This is a genomic window from Rhizobium brockwellii, from assembly GCF_000769405.2.
GTDB classification, from domain to species: domain Bacteria; phylum Pseudomonadota; class Alphaproteobacteria; order Rhizobiales; family Rhizobiaceae; genus Rhizobium; species Rhizobium brockwellii.
This window is the reverse complement of record NZ_CP053439.1, coordinates 2,536,965-2,551,034: the sequence shown is the minus strand read 5'-3', so window position 1 is coordinate 2,551,034 and position 14,070 is coordinate 2,536,965. Positions and strand designations below refer to the sequence as shown.

The following is a 14,070-nucleotide window of genomic DNA, read 5'->3' as shown; positions in this document are numbered from 1 at the left end:
TCACTCCCTGCTGGTCAGGCGGCGAAGCGCTCTGTTATCGGGCGGCGGCGCAGGCTGGGCAGCGTTACCGCAGGCGGGTTATAGGCCGCCTCCAACGGGCCGGTGTCGGTGCCGGGCGGGACGATCGCGTCGATCCGGTCGAGTATTTCGTCCGTCAGGCTCACCCCGGCGCCGGCAAGCAGATCGTCGAAGTGCTCCATCGTGCGCGGGCCGATGATTGCCGAGGTGACGGCGGGATGGGCGATAGCGAAGGCCATCGCCATGTGTGCCAGCGAAAGCCCCGCCTGCTGCGCGAGCGGGATGAGCCGTTCGACCGCGTCCAGCCGGCGCTCATCATTCATCTGCCTGGGGAAGCGTTTGGCGCGGGCGCTGTCGGGCTGCGGCGCGCCCTTGCGGTATTTGCCGGTGAGCATGCCCATCGCCAGCGGGCTCCACACCAACGCGCCCATTCCATAGCGCTCGCAGGCGGGCAGCACTTCGCGTTCGATGCTACGATTGAGGATCGAATAGGGCGGCTGCTCGGCGCGGAAACGTGCCAGCCCGCGGCGCTCGGAAACCCATTGCGCCTCGACGATTTCCGAGACGGGGAAGGTCGACGATCCCACGGCACGCACCTTGCCCGCCTGTATCAGGTCGGTGAGGGCCGATAGCGTCTCCTCGATGTCGGTATCGGGTGCCGGCCGGTGGATCAGGTAGAGATCGATATGGTCGGTCTGCAGGCGACGGAGCGAATCCTCGACTGCGCGGATCAGCCAGCGGCGCGAATTGCCCTGTCGGTTCGGGTCGTCGCCCATCGGCAGATGTGCCTTGGTGGCGAGCACGACGTCGTCGCGCCGGCCCTTGAGCGCCTTGCCGACGATCTCCTCGGATTCGCCGCGGCTGTAGATATCGGCGGTGTCGATGAAGTTTATGCCGGCATCGAGAGCCTTGTGGATGATCCGGATCGAATCCTCGTGGTCAGGATTGCCGGCAGCGCCGAACATCATTGCGCCGAGGCAATAGGGGCTGACCTTGATGCCGGTTCTTCCAAGCGTGCGGTATTGCATGGTCTGTTCCTTTTATTGGGGAGGCGGACTTCGTGCGCATCGATGTGGCCAACACCGTCGCGCTGTGTTAACTTGCATAAACGGAACCGTATTCCGTTTATATACGGAACAATGTTCCGTTTTGCAAGTGAGTGAATGATGAGCGACGAGAGAAAAAATCAGGAGGACGGCCTGAAGCCCGGGGAAAGGGCGGACAAGCGTGTGCGCGCCGACGCCAAGCGCAATCTCGACGGGCTGCTTCAGGCGGCATTGACGGTGTTTGCGACCTCCGGCGTCGATGCCCCGGTGCGTGAGATCGCGGAGAAGGCCGGTGTCGGCATCGGCACGGTTTACCGGCATTTTCCCGAGCGTTCCGACCTCGTCGTTGCCGTCTTCCGCCGCGAAATCGACGCCTGCGCCGATGCCGCGCCGATCCTTGCCGCCCAACATGCGCCAGGCGAAGCGCTGGCCAGATGGATGCAGCGTTTTGTGGATTTCATTGCGGCCAAGCGCGGGCTTGCGGCGGCCCTGCACTCCGGCAACCCAGCCTTCGATGTCTTACCGGCCTACTTCCAGCAGCGGCTGCAGCCGGCTCTTCGCTCGCTTCTCGACGCCGCCGCTGCAGCCGGCGAGGTGCGCACCGATATCGCCGCCGAGGATCTTTTGAATGCGGCCGCAAGCCTCAGCATGCACGCCTACGCCCAAGGGTCCGAACATGCCCGGCGTATGGTTTCCCTGCTGGTCGACGGGTTGCGCTACGGCGCCGTACAGCGGTGACGCTCGGAAAATGAAACGGGCCGTTGCCCGGCCGGCACGCGCGCTCGGCCGGGCAACGGCCTGGTGTCATCAGGTCCGCATCGACAGCTCGATATCCTCTTCGAATGGCGTCGAGAGGTAGCCGGCTGCAGGCGAGCGTACGCGGGCGAGATATTCCGGGCAGAGGTCGGCATTGTCGGCGATGATGAGGGCGCCCGGCCTCAGGCGGTCTTCCACCAGTTCCAGAATATCGCGATAGAGCGCCTTGGCCCCGTCGAGGAACAGCAGATCGATCGTTTCCGGGAGATCCGTGCCCAGGGTCTCAAGGGCATCGCCTTCACGAATCTCGACGAGATCGATGAGGCCGCCGGCCGTGAGGTTGGCGCGGGCGCGGGCCAGCTTCGACGGCTCGAACTCGCTGGTGATTAGCCGGCCGCCGCCATTGTCGCGCAGCGCGGCTGCGAGATGCAGGGTCGAGATGCCGAAGGATGTGCCGAATTCGACGATCGTTCGTGCGCGGCTGCTTCGCGCCAGCATGTAGAGCAGCGCGCCGGCCTCCCTCGAGACGGGAAGCCAGAGATCCTTCAGGCGCCCGTAAAGGTCGAGATATTCGGTCTTGCTGCCGATCAGGCGCATTCGCTCATCACCTGATAGGGCCGACATTACCGGGCTCGTCGCCGTGGCGGCCTCTTCGAAGAGGCCATTGAGCAGGGGGGCCAGCGGGGCAGTGGTCAGTGTCGTCATGTCATATCTCCTTGGTGACAGCTTCTTGTGTGGAGCGAAAAATACGAGTAATTCATCGCATTTGCTATTCGCATTGCGGAGCGCTGCCATGACCGATCGTCCAAGGGGCCGGATTTCCTCACGAAAACAGCCTAAGCAGGCCCGCTCGGCGGAGCTCGTGGCGGCGATCCTGGATGCCGCTGCTCAGGTTTTGGCGCGGGAAGGCGCCCAGCGCTTCACCACAGCGCGCGTGGCCGAAAGGGCGGGCGTCAGCATCGGATCGCTCTACCAATATTTCCCCAACAAGGCGGCGATCCTCTTCCGGCTGCAGAGCGACGAATGGCGGCAGACGACGGACATGCTCGGCGGCATCCTCGCCGATGCGCAAAGGCCGCCGCTCGAACGGCTGCGCCGCCTCGTCCATGCCTTCCTCCGCTCGGAGTGCGAGGAGGCGGCGATGCGCGTGGCGCTCCATGACGCCGCGCCCCTTTATCGCGATGCACCGGAGGCGCAGGCGGCGAGGGCATCGGGAGACCGCATCGTCGAACTGTTCATGCAGGAAGTGCTGCCTTCTGCGCCGGAGGGGATGCGGGCGCTTGCCGGCGATCTGATCGCCACGACGCTCGGCACGGTGGGCAAGGAGTTCTCGGAGGCACCTCGAAGCGCTGCCGAGATCGACGCCTATGCCGACGCCATGGCCGATATGTTCTGTGCCTACCTCAAACAGCTTGGGGCTGGCCGGGACGCGGCATGATATTCCGGCTGCGATCTGTTAGGCCCGGCACTCCTGGATGCTGGTGCTCCGGGGCGGCGGCGCGAGGGAGCGGTAAGCGAAAGCGCTGCATCCCAGCGCCCGCAGAATGCTATGGTGCATAGATGGATGGAGTAGGTCCTACTGGTGGTCCAGTTGCTTCGACAGCTCGGCAAAAAGCCTTTCGCAGTCGGTGTTCATCTGGACGAGATCGACGGCAACGGTGATGGCGTGGCGTCCTTCGATGCTGTCGATGTCGAGCTTCCTCTCGCAGCACCATTGCCGAACGGCATCGGTGACGATGGTTATTTCATCATCGTTGAGCGAGATGAGCGACAGGAGCATCTTCGTACCCTCCATGAAGCGGCAGGAGCACCTATGGTCTCCCAAGCGGTGGCGTCGATGATCCGATGAGCCGATGGCGCTTACTCTACGCTCATTCCGCAGCAATACCACGGCCATTTTGACACGGCTTGGTGATAGCCGAACGGTCCCGGCAGGCGGTCGTCAGAGCGGTACCTGCCAGGATTGTTTGATCTTCTGCATCGCGATTTCCGTCTTGATGTTGCGGACGCCTTCGATGCGGCCGAAGTGTTCCATCTGGAAGCGCCTAGGATACCGACCGGGGCTCGTTTATTTCGCCAGCACGATATGCGTGGCGTGTTCGGTTGCGACATGCTCGGCAACGCGGAAGCCGAGGGCCGGCAGGTCGATGCCCGTGAACATCGCTTCGCCCTTGCCGAGTACGACCGGCGAGATGGCGAAATGCAATTCGTCGATCAGGCCAGCCTGCAGATATTGGCGGACAGTGCTGACGCCGCCACCAATTTTCACGTCTTTGTCGCCAGCTGCAGCTTTCGCCTTGTCAAGCGCTTCCTCGATGCCGCCGGTGACGAAGTGAAAGGTCGTGCCACCCTCCATGACGATCGGTTCGCGGGGATAATGCGTCAGGATATAGGTCGGTGCATGATAGGGCGGGTTCGGTCCCCACCAGCCCTTCCAGGCATCATCCGGCCAATCGCCGCGGATAGGGCCGAACATGTTGCGTCCGAGAATGAAGGCGCCGAAATTGGCCATGCCGCGGGCCGCATAACCCTCGTCGACGCCTTCAGAACCGCCGTCCTTTCCGATCATCGCGCGGAAGGTGCGGGTACGGAAAAACCATTCGAACATCTCCGTCCCCCGCTTGCCCAGCGGATCGGTCATGCTTTGCTCCGGCCCGGCGCCGAGACCATCCACGGAAAGGGAAAATGCTGCGACACGCACCTTGGACATGCTACTCTCCTCCATCTGATTGCGAATTGAAACTAGTTGCGTTGTCGCATAAGTGATCCTATATTGCAACCAGTTTTTCGAGGAGAGAATTGGTGGATATTGAAATGCGGTCGGGCTGCCCGATCAACCTGACGATGGAAGTGCTGGGCGACCGGTGGAGCCTCATCATCATCCGGGACATCATGTTTGGCAACCGCCGCCATTTCCGCGATCTTCTGACCCATTCGGAGGAGGGGATTGCCTCCAACATTCTGGCCGCCAGGCTGAAGCGTCTGCTTTCGCTCGGGTTCATCAGCAAGCGGGACGACCCGAGCCACAGCCAGAAAGCGATCTACAGCCTTCTGGAGCCAGCGATCCAGCTCGTGCCGGTCTTCGCCATGATCGGCGCCTGGGGACGGCGGCATCTGCCTGTGAGCGAGGAGCTGAGCATCCGTGCACAGCTTCTCGAAGAAGGCGGGCCGCCGCTGTGGGACGAGTTCATGGAGGATCTGCGGCAGATCCACATCGTCGATCCGATCGGCGGCGCCAACGGAACATGCACCTCGCCGGTGTTGGCGAAGCTGACGGCGGCGTTTCTCGAGGTTCGCGCGAGATCGTCGTCGCAGGCATCCTGACGCTGGCTGACCCGATCAGCCGCCGGCACCCTGATATTTGCCGGTGGCGTATCGCCAGTGAGCGATTGCCATCAACACCCAAATCGGCCCGGCCACCAGAGACACCGGCCCGGCCCAGTCCCCAAGGATCGGGATGGGCTTGCCGAGCAGGGCGCCAACAGGGACCGAACTGGTGAGGGCCAGCGGAACCGCGGTGATGAGGATGGTCTGGATGCCGCCGGGGAAAATGTTGAGCGGGTAGCGCGTCAATTCCCAAAAGCCGAAGAAGATCGAGAACAGGTGGTTGGAGCGCACCCAGATCAGCGCCGTAGCGCCGATCATGGTGATGAGGGCAGCGGTCAACAGCGTCGCGCTGATGAGCGCAGCAATAAGGAACGAAGCGGACCAGACCGACCAGGCGAAGTCGATGGACAGAACGGCCCAGCCCATCAGCGCCACCGCGAGGATGACGTGGCCGGTATAGCCGATATTGAGGCCGGAAAAGACCAGATAGGCCCAGGGACTGAAAGGCTTGACCAACAGCGTGTCGAAAGTGCCGAGCCGCACCAGTTCTTCGAGGTCGCGCAATTGCACGAAGCTCATCGCGGCACCGAGCGAATAAGCCAGCAATTGGAAGCTGAACAACAGCGCCAGCTCCGGCCAGGTCCAGCCTCCGAGCGTGTCGAAGCGGGCGAGCAGAATGCCGATGGTGGCGAAGACGCTGCCATAGGAAAGGATCTGCGCAAGACGGTCGAGCCAGAGGGCGCCGCGATATTCCATCTGGGAGCGGACATGCATCCGGACCAGCAGCGGAAGGACGCGCAGGTGATGAATGAGCATCATCAACCTCCCTGCACCGTGATGCGGCCAGAGGCGCAGCGCCACAGCCAAAGGACGCCGGTAAGGAACAACGCGGCCCAGCCGAGACCGAGGCCGAAATGGAGCCAGACATCGGCAGTGGAAAGCCTGCCGAGATAGACGGCATTGGGATAATAGACCACCCAGGCGAAGGGCAGGTGGCGGGCAATCGCGGCCAGCGGTTCGGGGAAGAACCAGAACGGTATCAGCAGGCCCGAGAATAATTGCAGCAGGGCGCCCAGGATCCAGTCCAGCGAGAAGCTCGTCATCAGCCAGAACGCGACGAGGCCGAAGAGCGCCGACATCAGAAACAGCAGCGTAAAGGACAGCGCCCAGAAGGCGATGAACATCAGGCCATCGAACAGGCTTGCCGGCGGCAGCATGCCGTAAAACAATGCGGTGAAGACGACGGTCGGAATGACCTGGGTCATCAGGCGATAACCGAAGCTGCCGCATTCGTTGGCGAAGAGATAGAGCGGATAGGACAAGGGCTTGAGCAGCCAGACCGCGATATCGCCTGTCTTGAGCGACCGGCCGATTTCGCCAATGATCCTTTCAGGACGGGTTGCGCCCATCACAGCGCCGCCGAGCAGGGCATAGGTCACCATCTGCTGCAGGGAAACGCCGTCGACCACGGTGCCGCCAATGCCGGCATAGGCCGCCTGCCAGATGGCGACACGCGCAAAGACCTGCACGAGTTTGCCGAAGATATTGGCCCATACTTCGTTGCGGTAGGCGAGCTGCGAATGGAAGGAACTGCGCGCGAAGGCGAAATAGGCGCTCATGATGCCCGGGCCTTGGCATTGTTACGCTGGTCGGCGTTGCGCCGCTGGTAGAAGGTACGGATGACCTCTTCGATGTCGGGCTCGTGCAGCGCCACGTCCTTCAGGCCGCGCCCGCTGCCCACCTCCGACAGGATTGCGACCAGCGAGATGTCTTCACGCTCGATGAGATAGTTCTTGCGCAAGCCCTCGTCGCTGACGAGGGTCGCGGTGCGCAATGGCAGCGGTCCAGGGTCGCTGGCAAATTCGAGTGTCAGCCGCCGGGCAGAGCCCAATGCAGCGCGCAGGCTCTTCAACTCGCCGTCGAAGATGAGCCTGCTGTGATCGACCATAATCAGCCTCGGGCAGATGGTCTCGATGTCCTGCAGGTCATGGGTGGTGAGAATGATGGTGACGCCGCGCTCACGGTTGATCTCGGAGAGAAAACGCCGCACGGCATCCTTGGCGACCACATCAAGCCCGATGGTCGGCTCGTCCAGAAAGAGGATCTTGGGATCGTGCAGCAGCGACATGACGATCTCGGCGCGCATGCGCTGACCGAGGCTCAGCTGGCGCACCGCGCGGTCGAGAAAGGGCGTCAAATCAAGCAATTCGCTGAATCGCCGGAGATTATCCGCATAACGCGCGACGGGGATATCATAGATGCGCTGGTGCAGGGTGAAACTGTCGACCAGCGGCAGGTCCCACCACAGCTGGCTGCGCTGGCCAAAAACAACGCCGATCTCGCGGGCATTGTCCATTCGCCGCAGATGCGGTGTCCGGCCGAGCACCGAGAGCGTGCCGGCGCTCGGCACCAGGATGCCGGTCATCATCTTGATCATCGTCGATTTGCCGGCGCCATTCGGGCCGAGATAGCCAACAGCTTCGCCCGCCGCGATGTCGAAACCGATGTCGGAAACGGCTAGAACTTCCGTATATTCGTTGGTCACCAACGTCTTCAGTGCGCCCAGCAGGCCGGGAAATCGCTTGTGCTGCCGGAAGCGTTTGCTGACGCCCCATGCCTCGATCAAAGCCGACATGTGTATTCCTCAAGGGTAATTCCAGCCGATTCGGCAGCAGTACCCAGGCTAACGCGGGGCTTGGCCAGTTCAAGCAAAAGTCGCTTTTTTGGCGTTGCTCAATCGCACCTAGTCTTTTGCGTTGACAGCCATGATCAATCATTTCCTGTTGGGCTCTTGAAGATTCTCGCTATATCCGGCAGCGCCCGGCGCAATTCCACCAACACGGCTATGCTGCGGGCGATCCGTGCCATAGCGCCCAGCGATATCGAGGTTTCGATCTTCGACGGCGTCGGACGGTTGCCGGTATTCTCGCCTGACCTCGAGGGAGAATCTCTGCCGGAGGCGGTGCGGGATTTCATCGATTTGATCGCTCAGAGCGACGGTTTGATCATTGCCAGCCCGGAATATGTGCGGTCCATCCCCGGCGGCCTCAAGAATGCGATCGACTGGTTCGTATCGGGAGATGATATCGTCCATAAGCCGATCGCCCTGCTGCATGCATCGCATCGGGGCGACGACATGCTGGCCGGTCTTCGAACTATCCTTGCGACCATCACCGACCGGTTCGCGGGCGATATCTTCCTCAGGCTTCCTCTGATGAAGCTGGAGCCGGCCGAGGTGTTCAAGGCCGTCGAGGCAGCGGAGAACCGTTCCAGGGTGCAGGCCTATCTTCAGGCCTTCTCGGCCTATTGCATGGCAGACAGTAAGACTGCCTGAGGTTCGCTCGTGGCATCATCGGACGTCCATCAGCAGGCCGTTCTCGAATGCCGTCTTTTCGTGAAGCGTGTGCAGAATGACGAGCGGGGCTGCGAGCAGCGTGGCCAGGATGAAGGCGGAGAGGAAGTGTCTCGTCAGGAGACGGAGGATAGGTCGGATCATCTTGATCTCCAGCTGCCGCGAATATTCTTTGTGCTGGACCTCAACAATTGCAGCAGCATGACCGGCTGCCTTGCAAGCTCCGCAATGCTGCCGCAACCCTTGTGGCAGACAGAGGGGGTGAGCGAGACAATGGACGGGCGATGCGGATACTGCTTATAGAGGATGAGAGGGAGCTGGCCGAGGCGCTGTCGGCCGCACTCGGCAAACATGGGATCGTCACCGATCACACGATGCATCTGGCAGACGCCGTCGAGCTGACGCGGCAAAACCTCTACGATGCGATCCTGCTCGACCGGCGTTTGCCCGACGGAGAGGGGCTGAGTTTCATTCCGGAGCTCAGGCGGACGGGGAAGTATACGCCGATCATCGTGATGACGGCGCTGAACGAACCGAAGGAGCGGATCGAGGGCCTCGACCTCGGGGCGGACGACTATCTCGGAAAGCCGTTCCTGGTCGAGGAGCTGATGGCGCGGCTCAGGGCCGTGCTGCGGCGATCGCCTGAACTGGCCGAACTCAAGATCACGGCCGGGCGGTTGGTGATCGACCCGCTGCATCTCGGGGTCACCGTCGACGCTACGCCGCTCGATCTGCCCCGGCGCGAACTTCTGGTGCTGGCGGCACTCGCAAGGCGCAAAGAGAAGACGGTGCTGCGCTCGACGCTGGAGGCGGCGGTTTATAACTACGAGGAGGAAATCCAGTCGAATGCGCTCGACGCGCATATTTCACGGTTGCGCAAGCGGCTGATCGATGCCGGCGCGGGTGTTGCGATCCACAATATCCGCGGTGTCGGCTATCTCATGAAGGAAGAATGATGGCCAAGGCGCAATACGCCAATCCGTCGCTTTGGTGGCGGCTCAGCTGGCAGCTGAGTATCGTCTTCGTCGCCGTGGTGGCGGCTGTCATCGTCGGGCTCTGCGTCTATGGCGCGATGATCCTCTCGCCCAATGTGGGCACGGAGGATGAGCTTACCGCGGTGCTCGACGAAGCGCTGGGGCGGGAGGCTGACGGCAGGCTCGTGATTACCGACAGCCCGCGTCTCAGGTCGTTCAAGGCGGAAGCCGAAAGACTCTGGTTCATCGTCGCGGACCAGGATGGGCGGACGGTCTCCTACGGCGCGATCCCCCAGGCTTATCGCGGGCTTGCCGACTACATCCGCCTCATCAAGGAGGGCGACATTCGCGGCGCCAAGGAGACGGACGAGAGCGCGTCGATCGACGCGATGGAAACGCGGCTCGGCACCTTCAGGGTAATGTATGGTGGAGACCCGAGCAGGAGTTCGACCTTCCTGACCATGCTGATTGAGACCTATCCCATCTACATACCGCTGCTTGCGGTCTCCCTGCCGGCTGTCTTCCTCGCCGTGCCGCGGATCGTCGGACGCGCGCTCCGGGGGATCAGCGAGGTGGCGCGCGAGGCGGCTGAGATCGAGCCGCGCCGGCGTGGCGCGCGCCTTCCCGTGGACGGCATTCCCCGGGAAGTGGCGCCGCTGGTGAACGCCTTCAACGGCACTCTGGAGCGGCTCGAGAGCGAATTCCGGAAACGCCAGCGATTTCTGATGGACGCGGCGCATGAGCTTCGGACCCCTATCGCCATCATGCAGACGCGGATCGACGGCATGCCCGACGGGCGCGAGCGGCAGCGGCTGCTCGACGACGTGGCGCGGCTTGGGCACGCGGCCGAGCAGTTGCTCGATTTCGAGCGCAACGATCAGGCGGCTGACCTCGACGAACCCGTCGATCTGGTCGAGATCGCCCGCGGCGTGGTGGCCGATCTCGCGCCACTGGCGATCGGCGCCGGCTACCAAATTTCGTTTCAAAGCGAGGTCGAGAGGCTCGAACGCAAGGGCAGCCCTTCCGCCCTGCCACGGGCCATGAGCAACCTCGTGCGCAATGCCATTGACCATGGCGGCAATAGCGGCATGGTCACGGTTTCGGTGTCGCGCTCGCCTTCCGGCGGCGGCCGGATCACCGTCGCCGACGAAGGGCCGGGTATTCCGGCCGAACACCGGGAGCTGGTGTTCGAGCCATTCTATCGCGTCACCCCGAAGAGCAGTGGCGCCGGTCTCGGCCTCAGCCTCGTCAAGCAGGTCGCCGCAAACCATGGCGGCGAGGTCAGCATCGAGAGCAGTGCTGCCGGGACGCAGGTGACGATCGAACTCGCATAAGGTCGGGACTGCTCAGCAGCATCCACCTGGGTCTGACCAGGAAAGGCTCTGGGAAGAAAACTGTAATGTTGCGGCAATTCTCGACCGCCACTTTCGCCCGAGTTCATCGGCGACGGAGGCCAGACAGCGTGCGCAGCAATCCATTCCCATTTTCCTTCCCCGTGGCGTCGAGAGGCTTGTCCCTCGCTCTGCCGCTGGCGCTCGCCATGGCCGCGGCCGGTTGCAGCTCGGTGCCACTGAAGGAGGCCGGCACGCTTTCTTCCTATGGTAATCTCGGCGCGCCGAAGGGCAGGCTGTCGAAATCGCGCGTCTATGTCGATGGGACGCGCCTTAGCCCGGCAAAGACGGTGAGCATCGTGCCGACGACCTTCGCCTTCAGCGCCGCGACCCGCGTCAAATCGGACGCCGACCGCGTGATGGTGGCGAACGCGCTGGACCGGGCGCTCTGCATTTCGCTCAGCGACAAATATCAGCTGGTCTCAGCGGGCCAGCCGGCGGACCTGACAATCCGCTCGGTCGTCACCGACATCGTGCCGACCAACAAGGCGATGGCTGGTGTTTCGACCGCCGTGACCGTCGGCACCGGTTTTGTGCTGCCGGTCGGCGTGCCGCGGCTGCCGGCCGGCCTCGGCGGACTGGCGGTCGAGGCGGAAGCCGTCGACAGCGGTGGCGTGCAGCGGGCGGCGATCGTCTGGTCGCGCGGAGCAAACTCGCTGCAGAACAATCCTCGCGTTTCCGAAGTCGGCGACGCCTATAGCCTGGCTTCGAAATTCAGCAGCGAGTTTTCCCGCATGCTGATCAAAGGCAAGGAGCCGAAGGGATTGGATATCTCGCTGCCCACGGGGCAGCGGATGAAATCCTGGCTCGGCGGCAAACCGAAATACGCCGCCTGCGACGCCTTCGGCCGGCCGCCCGGACTGATGGGGGCTGTGGCCGCCAAATATGGCGCGCCGCCGCAATGGACCGAGAAAAAGCCGAAACCGGCCGCGACCTATTGAGAGACGATGCGCGCCGGCGGCAGCCGCTGCGCGACAAGCACTCAGCCAGCCCCAGGCTGAAGGGACGGACGGAGCAAAGGCGGGCAAGGCTTGTGCTCCGTCCGTCTGGAAATCCGTCGAGCTCACGTCAGCCGGCGGCTCCGGGCTTCAGCCAGAAATACAGTTTGATCTGATCGGGCCTGTCGGAGGAGTGCGGGCCGCGCATGAACAATTCGCCGCCATTGCGCTCGATCACGCGCCGCGAGGCGTCGTTGTCCTCGTTGCAGAGGACGACCAGGCGGTCGAGGCCTTCCTTCGATGCCACGGCCATGAGAAGGCTTAGCGCGGTTGTCGCGTGGCCATTGCGCTGTTTCCACGGCACGACGGAATATCCCACATGGCCCGACACCTCGGGCGGCAATTCCTCGGTGCCCACTTGAAAACGTAGGCTGATGCTGCCGCAGAATTCGCCGTCCCAGATCCAGAACAGACGGGTGGTCAGAGGCGGCGATCCGGACCCGGCGTGCCGCCTGCCATCAGGAATGAGATCGCCGAGGAACTTCGCCCGGTCCTGGCGCAGTCGCTGAAGCTCGCCGCGAACATAGGTTTCGTCGCTCGCGCGGCGCGGATCGGGAGACCAGCCGGCGGCGAGCGCCGCTTCGAAGCCTGACAGGTTCTCCAGATCCGGCGGCAGCAGGACGACGGGGCCGGCGGGCTTTGCTGCATCTCCAGATGTCATTTCGGACCTAGGTTCGTGTCGCGATCTTTCAGATTCGCTCCTGACGCTTTAGCTCTTTATTTCCAACGCACGTCGCTATCGCAAAACCGCTGCACACTTTTGCGCGGCTTGCTTTAGGTTCGCGTCGCCTAACTAAGTGGGCTGACTAATCTTGGCCGCGCGAACACGACCGACCGGCGATCGGAAGCCGTGTAGCGGGCTTTCGGCCATCAAAAAGCCCCGCATCTTCATGCGAGGCTTGCTCTGATGGATGGGCCGGATTAGCGGCACTGGCGGCGCGGGCCGTAGTTCGGCTGGTAGGTATTGTCATAGGCGCGGTATGACCGGTAGCGGCTATAGCAGTACTCCGCATGCGAAGAACCATAGGCACGTGCGCGCGGCTGCGAAGCGATGATGCCGCCCAGGAGGGCGCCGGCTGCCAGGCCGCCGATGACGGCACCGTTATTGTCATATCGGTTGTCATATCGGCGATACCGGCGATCGTAGCGGCGGTCCCCGCCATAGCGGTCGTCACGGTCGTAGCGGCGGTCGCGGTAGCTGCGGCGGTCGCGGTCTCGATCGTTGTCGCGGTCGCGGTTGCGGTAGGATCTGCGGTTATCGCCATCGCCCGAGCAGACGATGGAGTATGGGTTGCAGGCGACGGTCATGATCCGGGCATCGGTATTTTGAGGCGCCGGCTGGGCCGATAGCGTCGGGCTTGGCACGAAGACCGGGGCTGCCGAGGCCGGCATTCCCGAGAAGGCCGTCGCTATCGACAGGGCAATGATGCCGAATTTGTTCATTTCAATCACCTTGGGTCATCGGATGTATTGGGGGATAACGCGGGGGAGGGGAATAGGTTTCATTTTGGGATGGAGAGGGGTTATGTATGTGCGCATCTGCTAACATACCGTGCTTTAATACATATAGAGCTGGTCGAGAGGGGGCAAGGCGATTTGCTGGACGGCGCGACAGTCTACGGTGTCGCAGGTAAAACCGCGTAACGGGCTTTCGGCTATCAAAAAGCCCCGCACTTTCATGCGAGGCTTGCTCTGATGGACTGGCCGGCTAGCGGCACTGGCGGCGTGGGCCGTAATTCGGCTGGTAGGTATTGTCGGAGGCGCGATAGGACCGATAACGGCTGTAGCAATACTCCGCATGTGAACCAGAACTATAGGCACGCGTGCGCGGCTGCGAAGCGATGATACCGCCGAGGAGGGCGCCGGCCGCCAGACCGCCGATGATGGCACCGGTATTGTCATGGCGGCGATACCGCCGATCATAGCGGCGATCCCAGCCATAACGGTCGTCGCGGTCGTAGTTCCGGTCACGATAGTGATTGCGGTTACGATACCATCTGCGATTATTACCGAACTGACCCGGGCAGTTGGTGAAGTTATTGCAGCCGACGGTCGTGATGCGGGCATCGGTATTTTGAGGCGCCGGCTGCGCCGATTGCACCGGGCTCGGCACAAAAGCCGGACCTGCCGAGGCCGGCATTCCGGAGAAGGCCGTCGTTATCGACAGGGCAATAATGGCGAATCTGTTCATTTCACTCACCTTGGGTC

18 protein-coding genes are annotated in these 14,070 nt (G+C 62.6%); 7 read left to right on the top strand and 11 right to left on the bottom strand.

Annotated features, from left to right (window positions below; all coding sequences use genetic code 11):
* Positions 1-14 precede the first annotated feature (14 nt).
* Positions 15-1,046 carry an aldo/keto reductase gene (locus tag RLCC275e_RS12765; RefSeq protein ID WP_033180727.1) on the bottom strand — a complete coding sequence of 344 codons (1,032 nt, stop codon included), beginning with the start codon at positions 1,044-1,046 and terminating at the stop codon, positions 15-17.
* Between the two features lie 135 nt (positions 1,047-1,181).
* Between RLCC275e_RS12765 and RLCC275e_RS12760 the strand changes: the two genes are divergently transcribed.
* Positions 1,182-1,802, top strand: coding sequence for a TetR/AcrR family transcriptional regulator (locus tag RLCC275e_RS12760; RefSeq protein ID WP_033180726.1), 621 nt, complete (start codon positions 1,182-1,184; stop codon positions 1,800-1,802).
* A gap of 69 nt (positions 1,803-1,871) precedes the next feature.
* On the opposite strand, the gene RLCC275e_RS12755 is transcribed toward RLCC275e_RS12760, so the two are convergent.
* Positions 1,872-2,525: an O-methyltransferase gene (locus RLCC275e_RS12755; protein ID WP_003560417.1), complete on the bottom strand. Its 654-nt coding sequence runs from the start codon at positions 2,523-2,525 to the stop codon at positions 1,872-1,874.
* Positions 2,526-2,613: 88 nt separating this feature from the next.
* On the opposite strand from RLCC275e_RS12755, the gene RLCC275e_RS12750 reads away from it, so the two are divergent.
* Positions 2,614-3,258: a TetR/AcrR family transcriptional regulator gene (locus tag RLCC275e_RS12750; RefSeq protein WP_033180725.1), complete on the top strand. Its 645-nt coding sequence runs from the start codon at positions 2,614-2,616 to the stop codon at positions 3,256-3,258.
* Between the two features lie 138 nt (positions 3,259-3,396).
* Here the strand turns inward: RLCC275e_RS12750 and RLCC275e_RS12745 are convergent, their stop codons facing one another.
* Both RLCC275e_RS12745 and RLCC275e_RS12740 read right to left on the bottom strand, forming a co-directional pair.
* A complete protein-coding gene (locus RLCC275e_RS12745; protein WP_003560412.1) occupies positions 3,397-3,600 on the bottom strand; it encodes a hypothetical protein in 204 nt (67 codons plus the stop codon).
* 288 nt (positions 3,601-3,888) lie between these two features.
* The gene (locus RLCC275e_RS12740) at positions 3,889-4,530 is read right to left on the bottom strand and encodes a dihydrofolate reductase family protein (RefSeq protein WP_033180724.1); all 642 of its coding nucleotides are present in this window, start codon (positions 4,528-4,530) and stop codon (positions 3,889-3,891) included.
* A 92-nt stretch (positions 4,531-4,622) separates the two neighbouring features.
* Here RLCC275e_RS12740 and RLCC275e_RS12735 point away from each other — a divergent pair, with 92 nt between their 5' ends.
* Positions 4,623-5,144, top strand: coding sequence for a winged helix-turn-helix transcriptional regulator (locus tag RLCC275e_RS12735; RefSeq protein ID WP_003560408.1), 522 nt, complete (start codon positions 4,623-4,625; stop codon positions 5,142-5,144).
* Between the two features lie 15 nt (positions 5,145-5,159).
* Here RLCC275e_RS12735 and RLCC275e_RS12730 read toward each other — a convergent pair whose 3' ends face one another.
* The 3 genes from RLCC275e_RS12730 to RLCC275e_RS12720 are packed head-to-tail and all read right to left on the bottom strand — an operon-like array spanning position 5,160 to position 7,782.
* Positions 5,160-5,963: an ABC transporter permease gene (locus tag RLCC275e_RS12730; protein ID WP_033180723.1), complete on the bottom strand. Its 804-nt coding sequence runs from the start codon at positions 5,961-5,963 to the stop codon at positions 5,160-5,162.
* Positions 5,964-5,965: 2 nt separating this feature from the next.
* The gene (locus RLCC275e_RS12725) at positions 5,966-6,766 is read right to left on the bottom strand and encodes an ABC transporter permease (RefSeq protein ID WP_033180722.1); all 801 of its coding nucleotides are present in this window, start codon (positions 6,764-6,766) and stop codon (positions 5,966-5,968) included.
* Positions 6,763-7,782 (bottom strand): ABC transporter ATP-binding protein, encoded by a 1,020-nt coding sequence (locus RLCC275e_RS12720; protein ID WP_033180721.1) that lies wholly within the window; start codon positions 7,780-7,782, stop codon positions 6,763-6,765. The genes RLCC275e_RS12725 and RLCC275e_RS12720 overlap by 4 nt, the downstream gene beginning before the upstream one ends.
* 156 nt (positions 7,783-7,938) lie before the next feature.
* Here RLCC275e_RS12720 and RLCC275e_RS12715 point away from each other — a divergent pair, with 156 nt between their 5' ends.
* Entirely contained in the window at positions 7,939-8,481 is a 543-nt protein-coding gene (locus RLCC275e_RS12715) for an NADPH-dependent FMN reductase (protein WP_033180720.1), read from the top strand.
* A 15-nt stretch (positions 8,482-8,496) separates the two neighbouring features.
* Here the strand turns inward: RLCC275e_RS12715 and RLCC275e_RS12710 are convergent, their stop codons facing one another.
* Positions 8,497-8,643 carry a hypothetical protein gene (locus RLCC275e_RS12710; RefSeq protein ID WP_165402802.1) on the bottom strand — a complete coding sequence of 49 codons (147 nt, stop codon included), beginning with the start codon at positions 8,641-8,643 and terminating at the stop codon, positions 8,497-8,499.
* Positions 8,644-8,783: 140 nt separating this feature from the next.
* Between RLCC275e_RS12710 and RLCC275e_RS12705 the strand changes: the two genes are divergently transcribed.
* The 3 genes from RLCC275e_RS12705 (at position 8,784) to RLCC275e_RS12695 (ending at position 11,805) form a co-directional block, all read left to right on the top strand.
* The gene (locus RLCC275e_RS12705; RefSeq protein ID WP_033180719.1) at positions 8,784-9,455 is read left to right on the top strand and encodes a response regulator transcription factor; all 672 of its coding nucleotides are present in this window, start codon (positions 8,784-8,786) and stop codon (positions 9,453-9,455) included.
* Positions 9,455-10,807, top strand: coding sequence for a sensor histidine kinase (locus tag RLCC275e_RS12700; protein WP_033180718.1), 1,353 nt, complete (start codon positions 9,455-9,457; stop codon positions 10,805-10,807). The genes RLCC275e_RS12705 and RLCC275e_RS12700 overlap by 1 nt, the downstream gene beginning before the upstream one ends.
* Positions 10,808-10,872: 65 nt before the next feature.
* On the top strand, positions 10,873-11,805 hold the full coding sequence (locus RLCC275e_RS12695) for a DUF3313 domain-containing protein (RefSeq protein ID WP_245485026.1): 933 nt from the start codon (positions 10,873-10,875) through the stop codon (positions 11,803-11,805).
* Between the two features lie 127 nt (positions 11,806-11,932).
* Here the strand turns inward: RLCC275e_RS12695 and RLCC275e_RS12690 are convergent, their stop codons facing one another.
* The 3 genes from RLCC275e_RS12690 to RLCC275e_RS12680 all read right to left on the bottom strand — a co-directional run bounded on the left by RLCC275e_RS12690 (position 11,933) and on the right by RLCC275e_RS12680 (position 14,053).
* Positions 11,933-12,523: a GNAT family N-acetyltransferase gene (locus tag RLCC275e_RS12690; RefSeq protein WP_033180716.1), complete on the bottom strand. Its 591-nt coding sequence runs from the start codon at positions 12,521-12,523 to the stop codon at positions 11,933-11,935.
* A 260-nt stretch (positions 12,524-12,783) separates the two neighbouring features.
* Positions 12,784-13,305 (bottom strand): BA14K family protein, encoded by a 522-nt coding sequence (locus tag RLCC275e_RS12685; protein ID WP_033180715.1) that lies wholly within the window; start codon positions 13,303-13,305, stop codon positions 12,784-12,786.
* A 265-nt stretch (positions 13,306-13,570) separates the two neighbouring features.
* Positions 13,571-14,053, bottom strand: a complete 483-nt coding sequence (locus RLCC275e_RS12680) for a BA14K family protein (protein WP_027684042.1) — start codon at positions 14,051-14,053, stop codon at positions 13,571-13,573.
* Between the last annotated feature and the right edge of the window lie 17 nt (positions 14,054-14,070).

Bases quoted from the DNA above. Each gene is read 5' to 3' on its own strand.
- RLCC275e_RS12765 (WP_033180727.1), bottom strand. From the start codon at position 1,046: ATGCAATACCGCACGCTTGGAAGAACCGGCATCAAGGTCAGCCCCTAT.
- RLCC275e_RS12760 (WP_033180726.1), top strand. From the start codon at position 1,182: ATGATGAGCGACGAGAGAAAAAATCAGGAGGACGGCCTGAAGCCCGGG.
- RLCC275e_RS12755 (WP_003560417.1), bottom strand. From the start codon at position 2,525: ATGACGACACTGACCACTGCCCCGCTGGCCCCCCTGCTCAATGGCCTC.
- RLCC275e_RS12750 (WP_033180725.1), top strand. From the start codon at position 2,614: ATGACCGATCGTCCAAGGGGCCGGATTTCCTCACGAAAACAGCCTAAG.
- RLCC275e_RS12745 (WP_003560412.1), bottom strand. From the start codon at position 3,600: ATGCTCCTGTCGCTCATCTCGCTCAACGATGATGAAATAACCATCGTC.
- RLCC275e_RS12740 (WP_033180724.1), bottom strand. From the start codon at position 4,530: ATGTCCAAGGTGCGTGTCGCAGCATTTTCCCTTTCCGTGGATGGTCTC.
- RLCC275e_RS12730 (WP_033180723.1), bottom strand. From the start codon at position 5,963: ATGCTCATTCATCACCTGCGCGTCCTTCCGCTGCTGGTCCGGATGCAT.
- RLCC275e_RS12725 (WP_033180722.1), bottom strand. From the start codon at position 6,766: ATGAGCGCCTATTTCGCCTTCGCGCGCAGTTCCTTCCATTCGCAGCTC.
- RLCC275e_RS12720 (WP_033180721.1), bottom strand. From the start codon at position 7,782: ATGTCGGCTTTGATCGAGGCATGGGGCGTCAGCAAACGCTTCCGGCAG.
- RLCC275e_RS12710 (WP_165402802.1), bottom strand. From the start codon at position 8,643: ATGATCCGACCTATCCTCCGTCTCCTGACGAGACACTTCCTCTCCGCC.
- RLCC275e_RS12705 (WP_033180719.1), top strand. From the start codon at position 8,784: ATGCGGATACTGCTTATAGAGGATGAGAGGGAGCTGGCCGAGGCGCTG.
- RLCC275e_RS12700 (WP_033180718.1), top strand. From the start codon at position 9,455: ATGGCCAAGGCGCAATACGCCAATCCGTCGCTTTGGTGGCGGCTCAGC.
- RLCC275e_RS12695 (WP_245485026.1), top strand. From the start codon at position 10,873: ATGTTGCGGCAATTCTCGACCGCCACTTTCGCCCGAGTTCATCGGCGA.
- RLCC275e_RS12690 (WP_033180716.1), bottom strand. From the start codon at position 12,523: ATGACATCTGGAGATGCAGCAAAGCCCGCCGGCCCCGTCGTCCTGCTG.
- RLCC275e_RS12685 (WP_033180715.1), bottom strand. From the start codon at position 13,305: ATGAACAAATTCGGCATCATTGCCCTGTCGATAGCGACGGCCTTCTCG.
- RLCC275e_RS12680 (WP_027684042.1), bottom strand. From the start codon at position 14,053: ATGAACAGATTCGCCATTATTGCCCTGTCGATAACGACGGCCTTCTCC.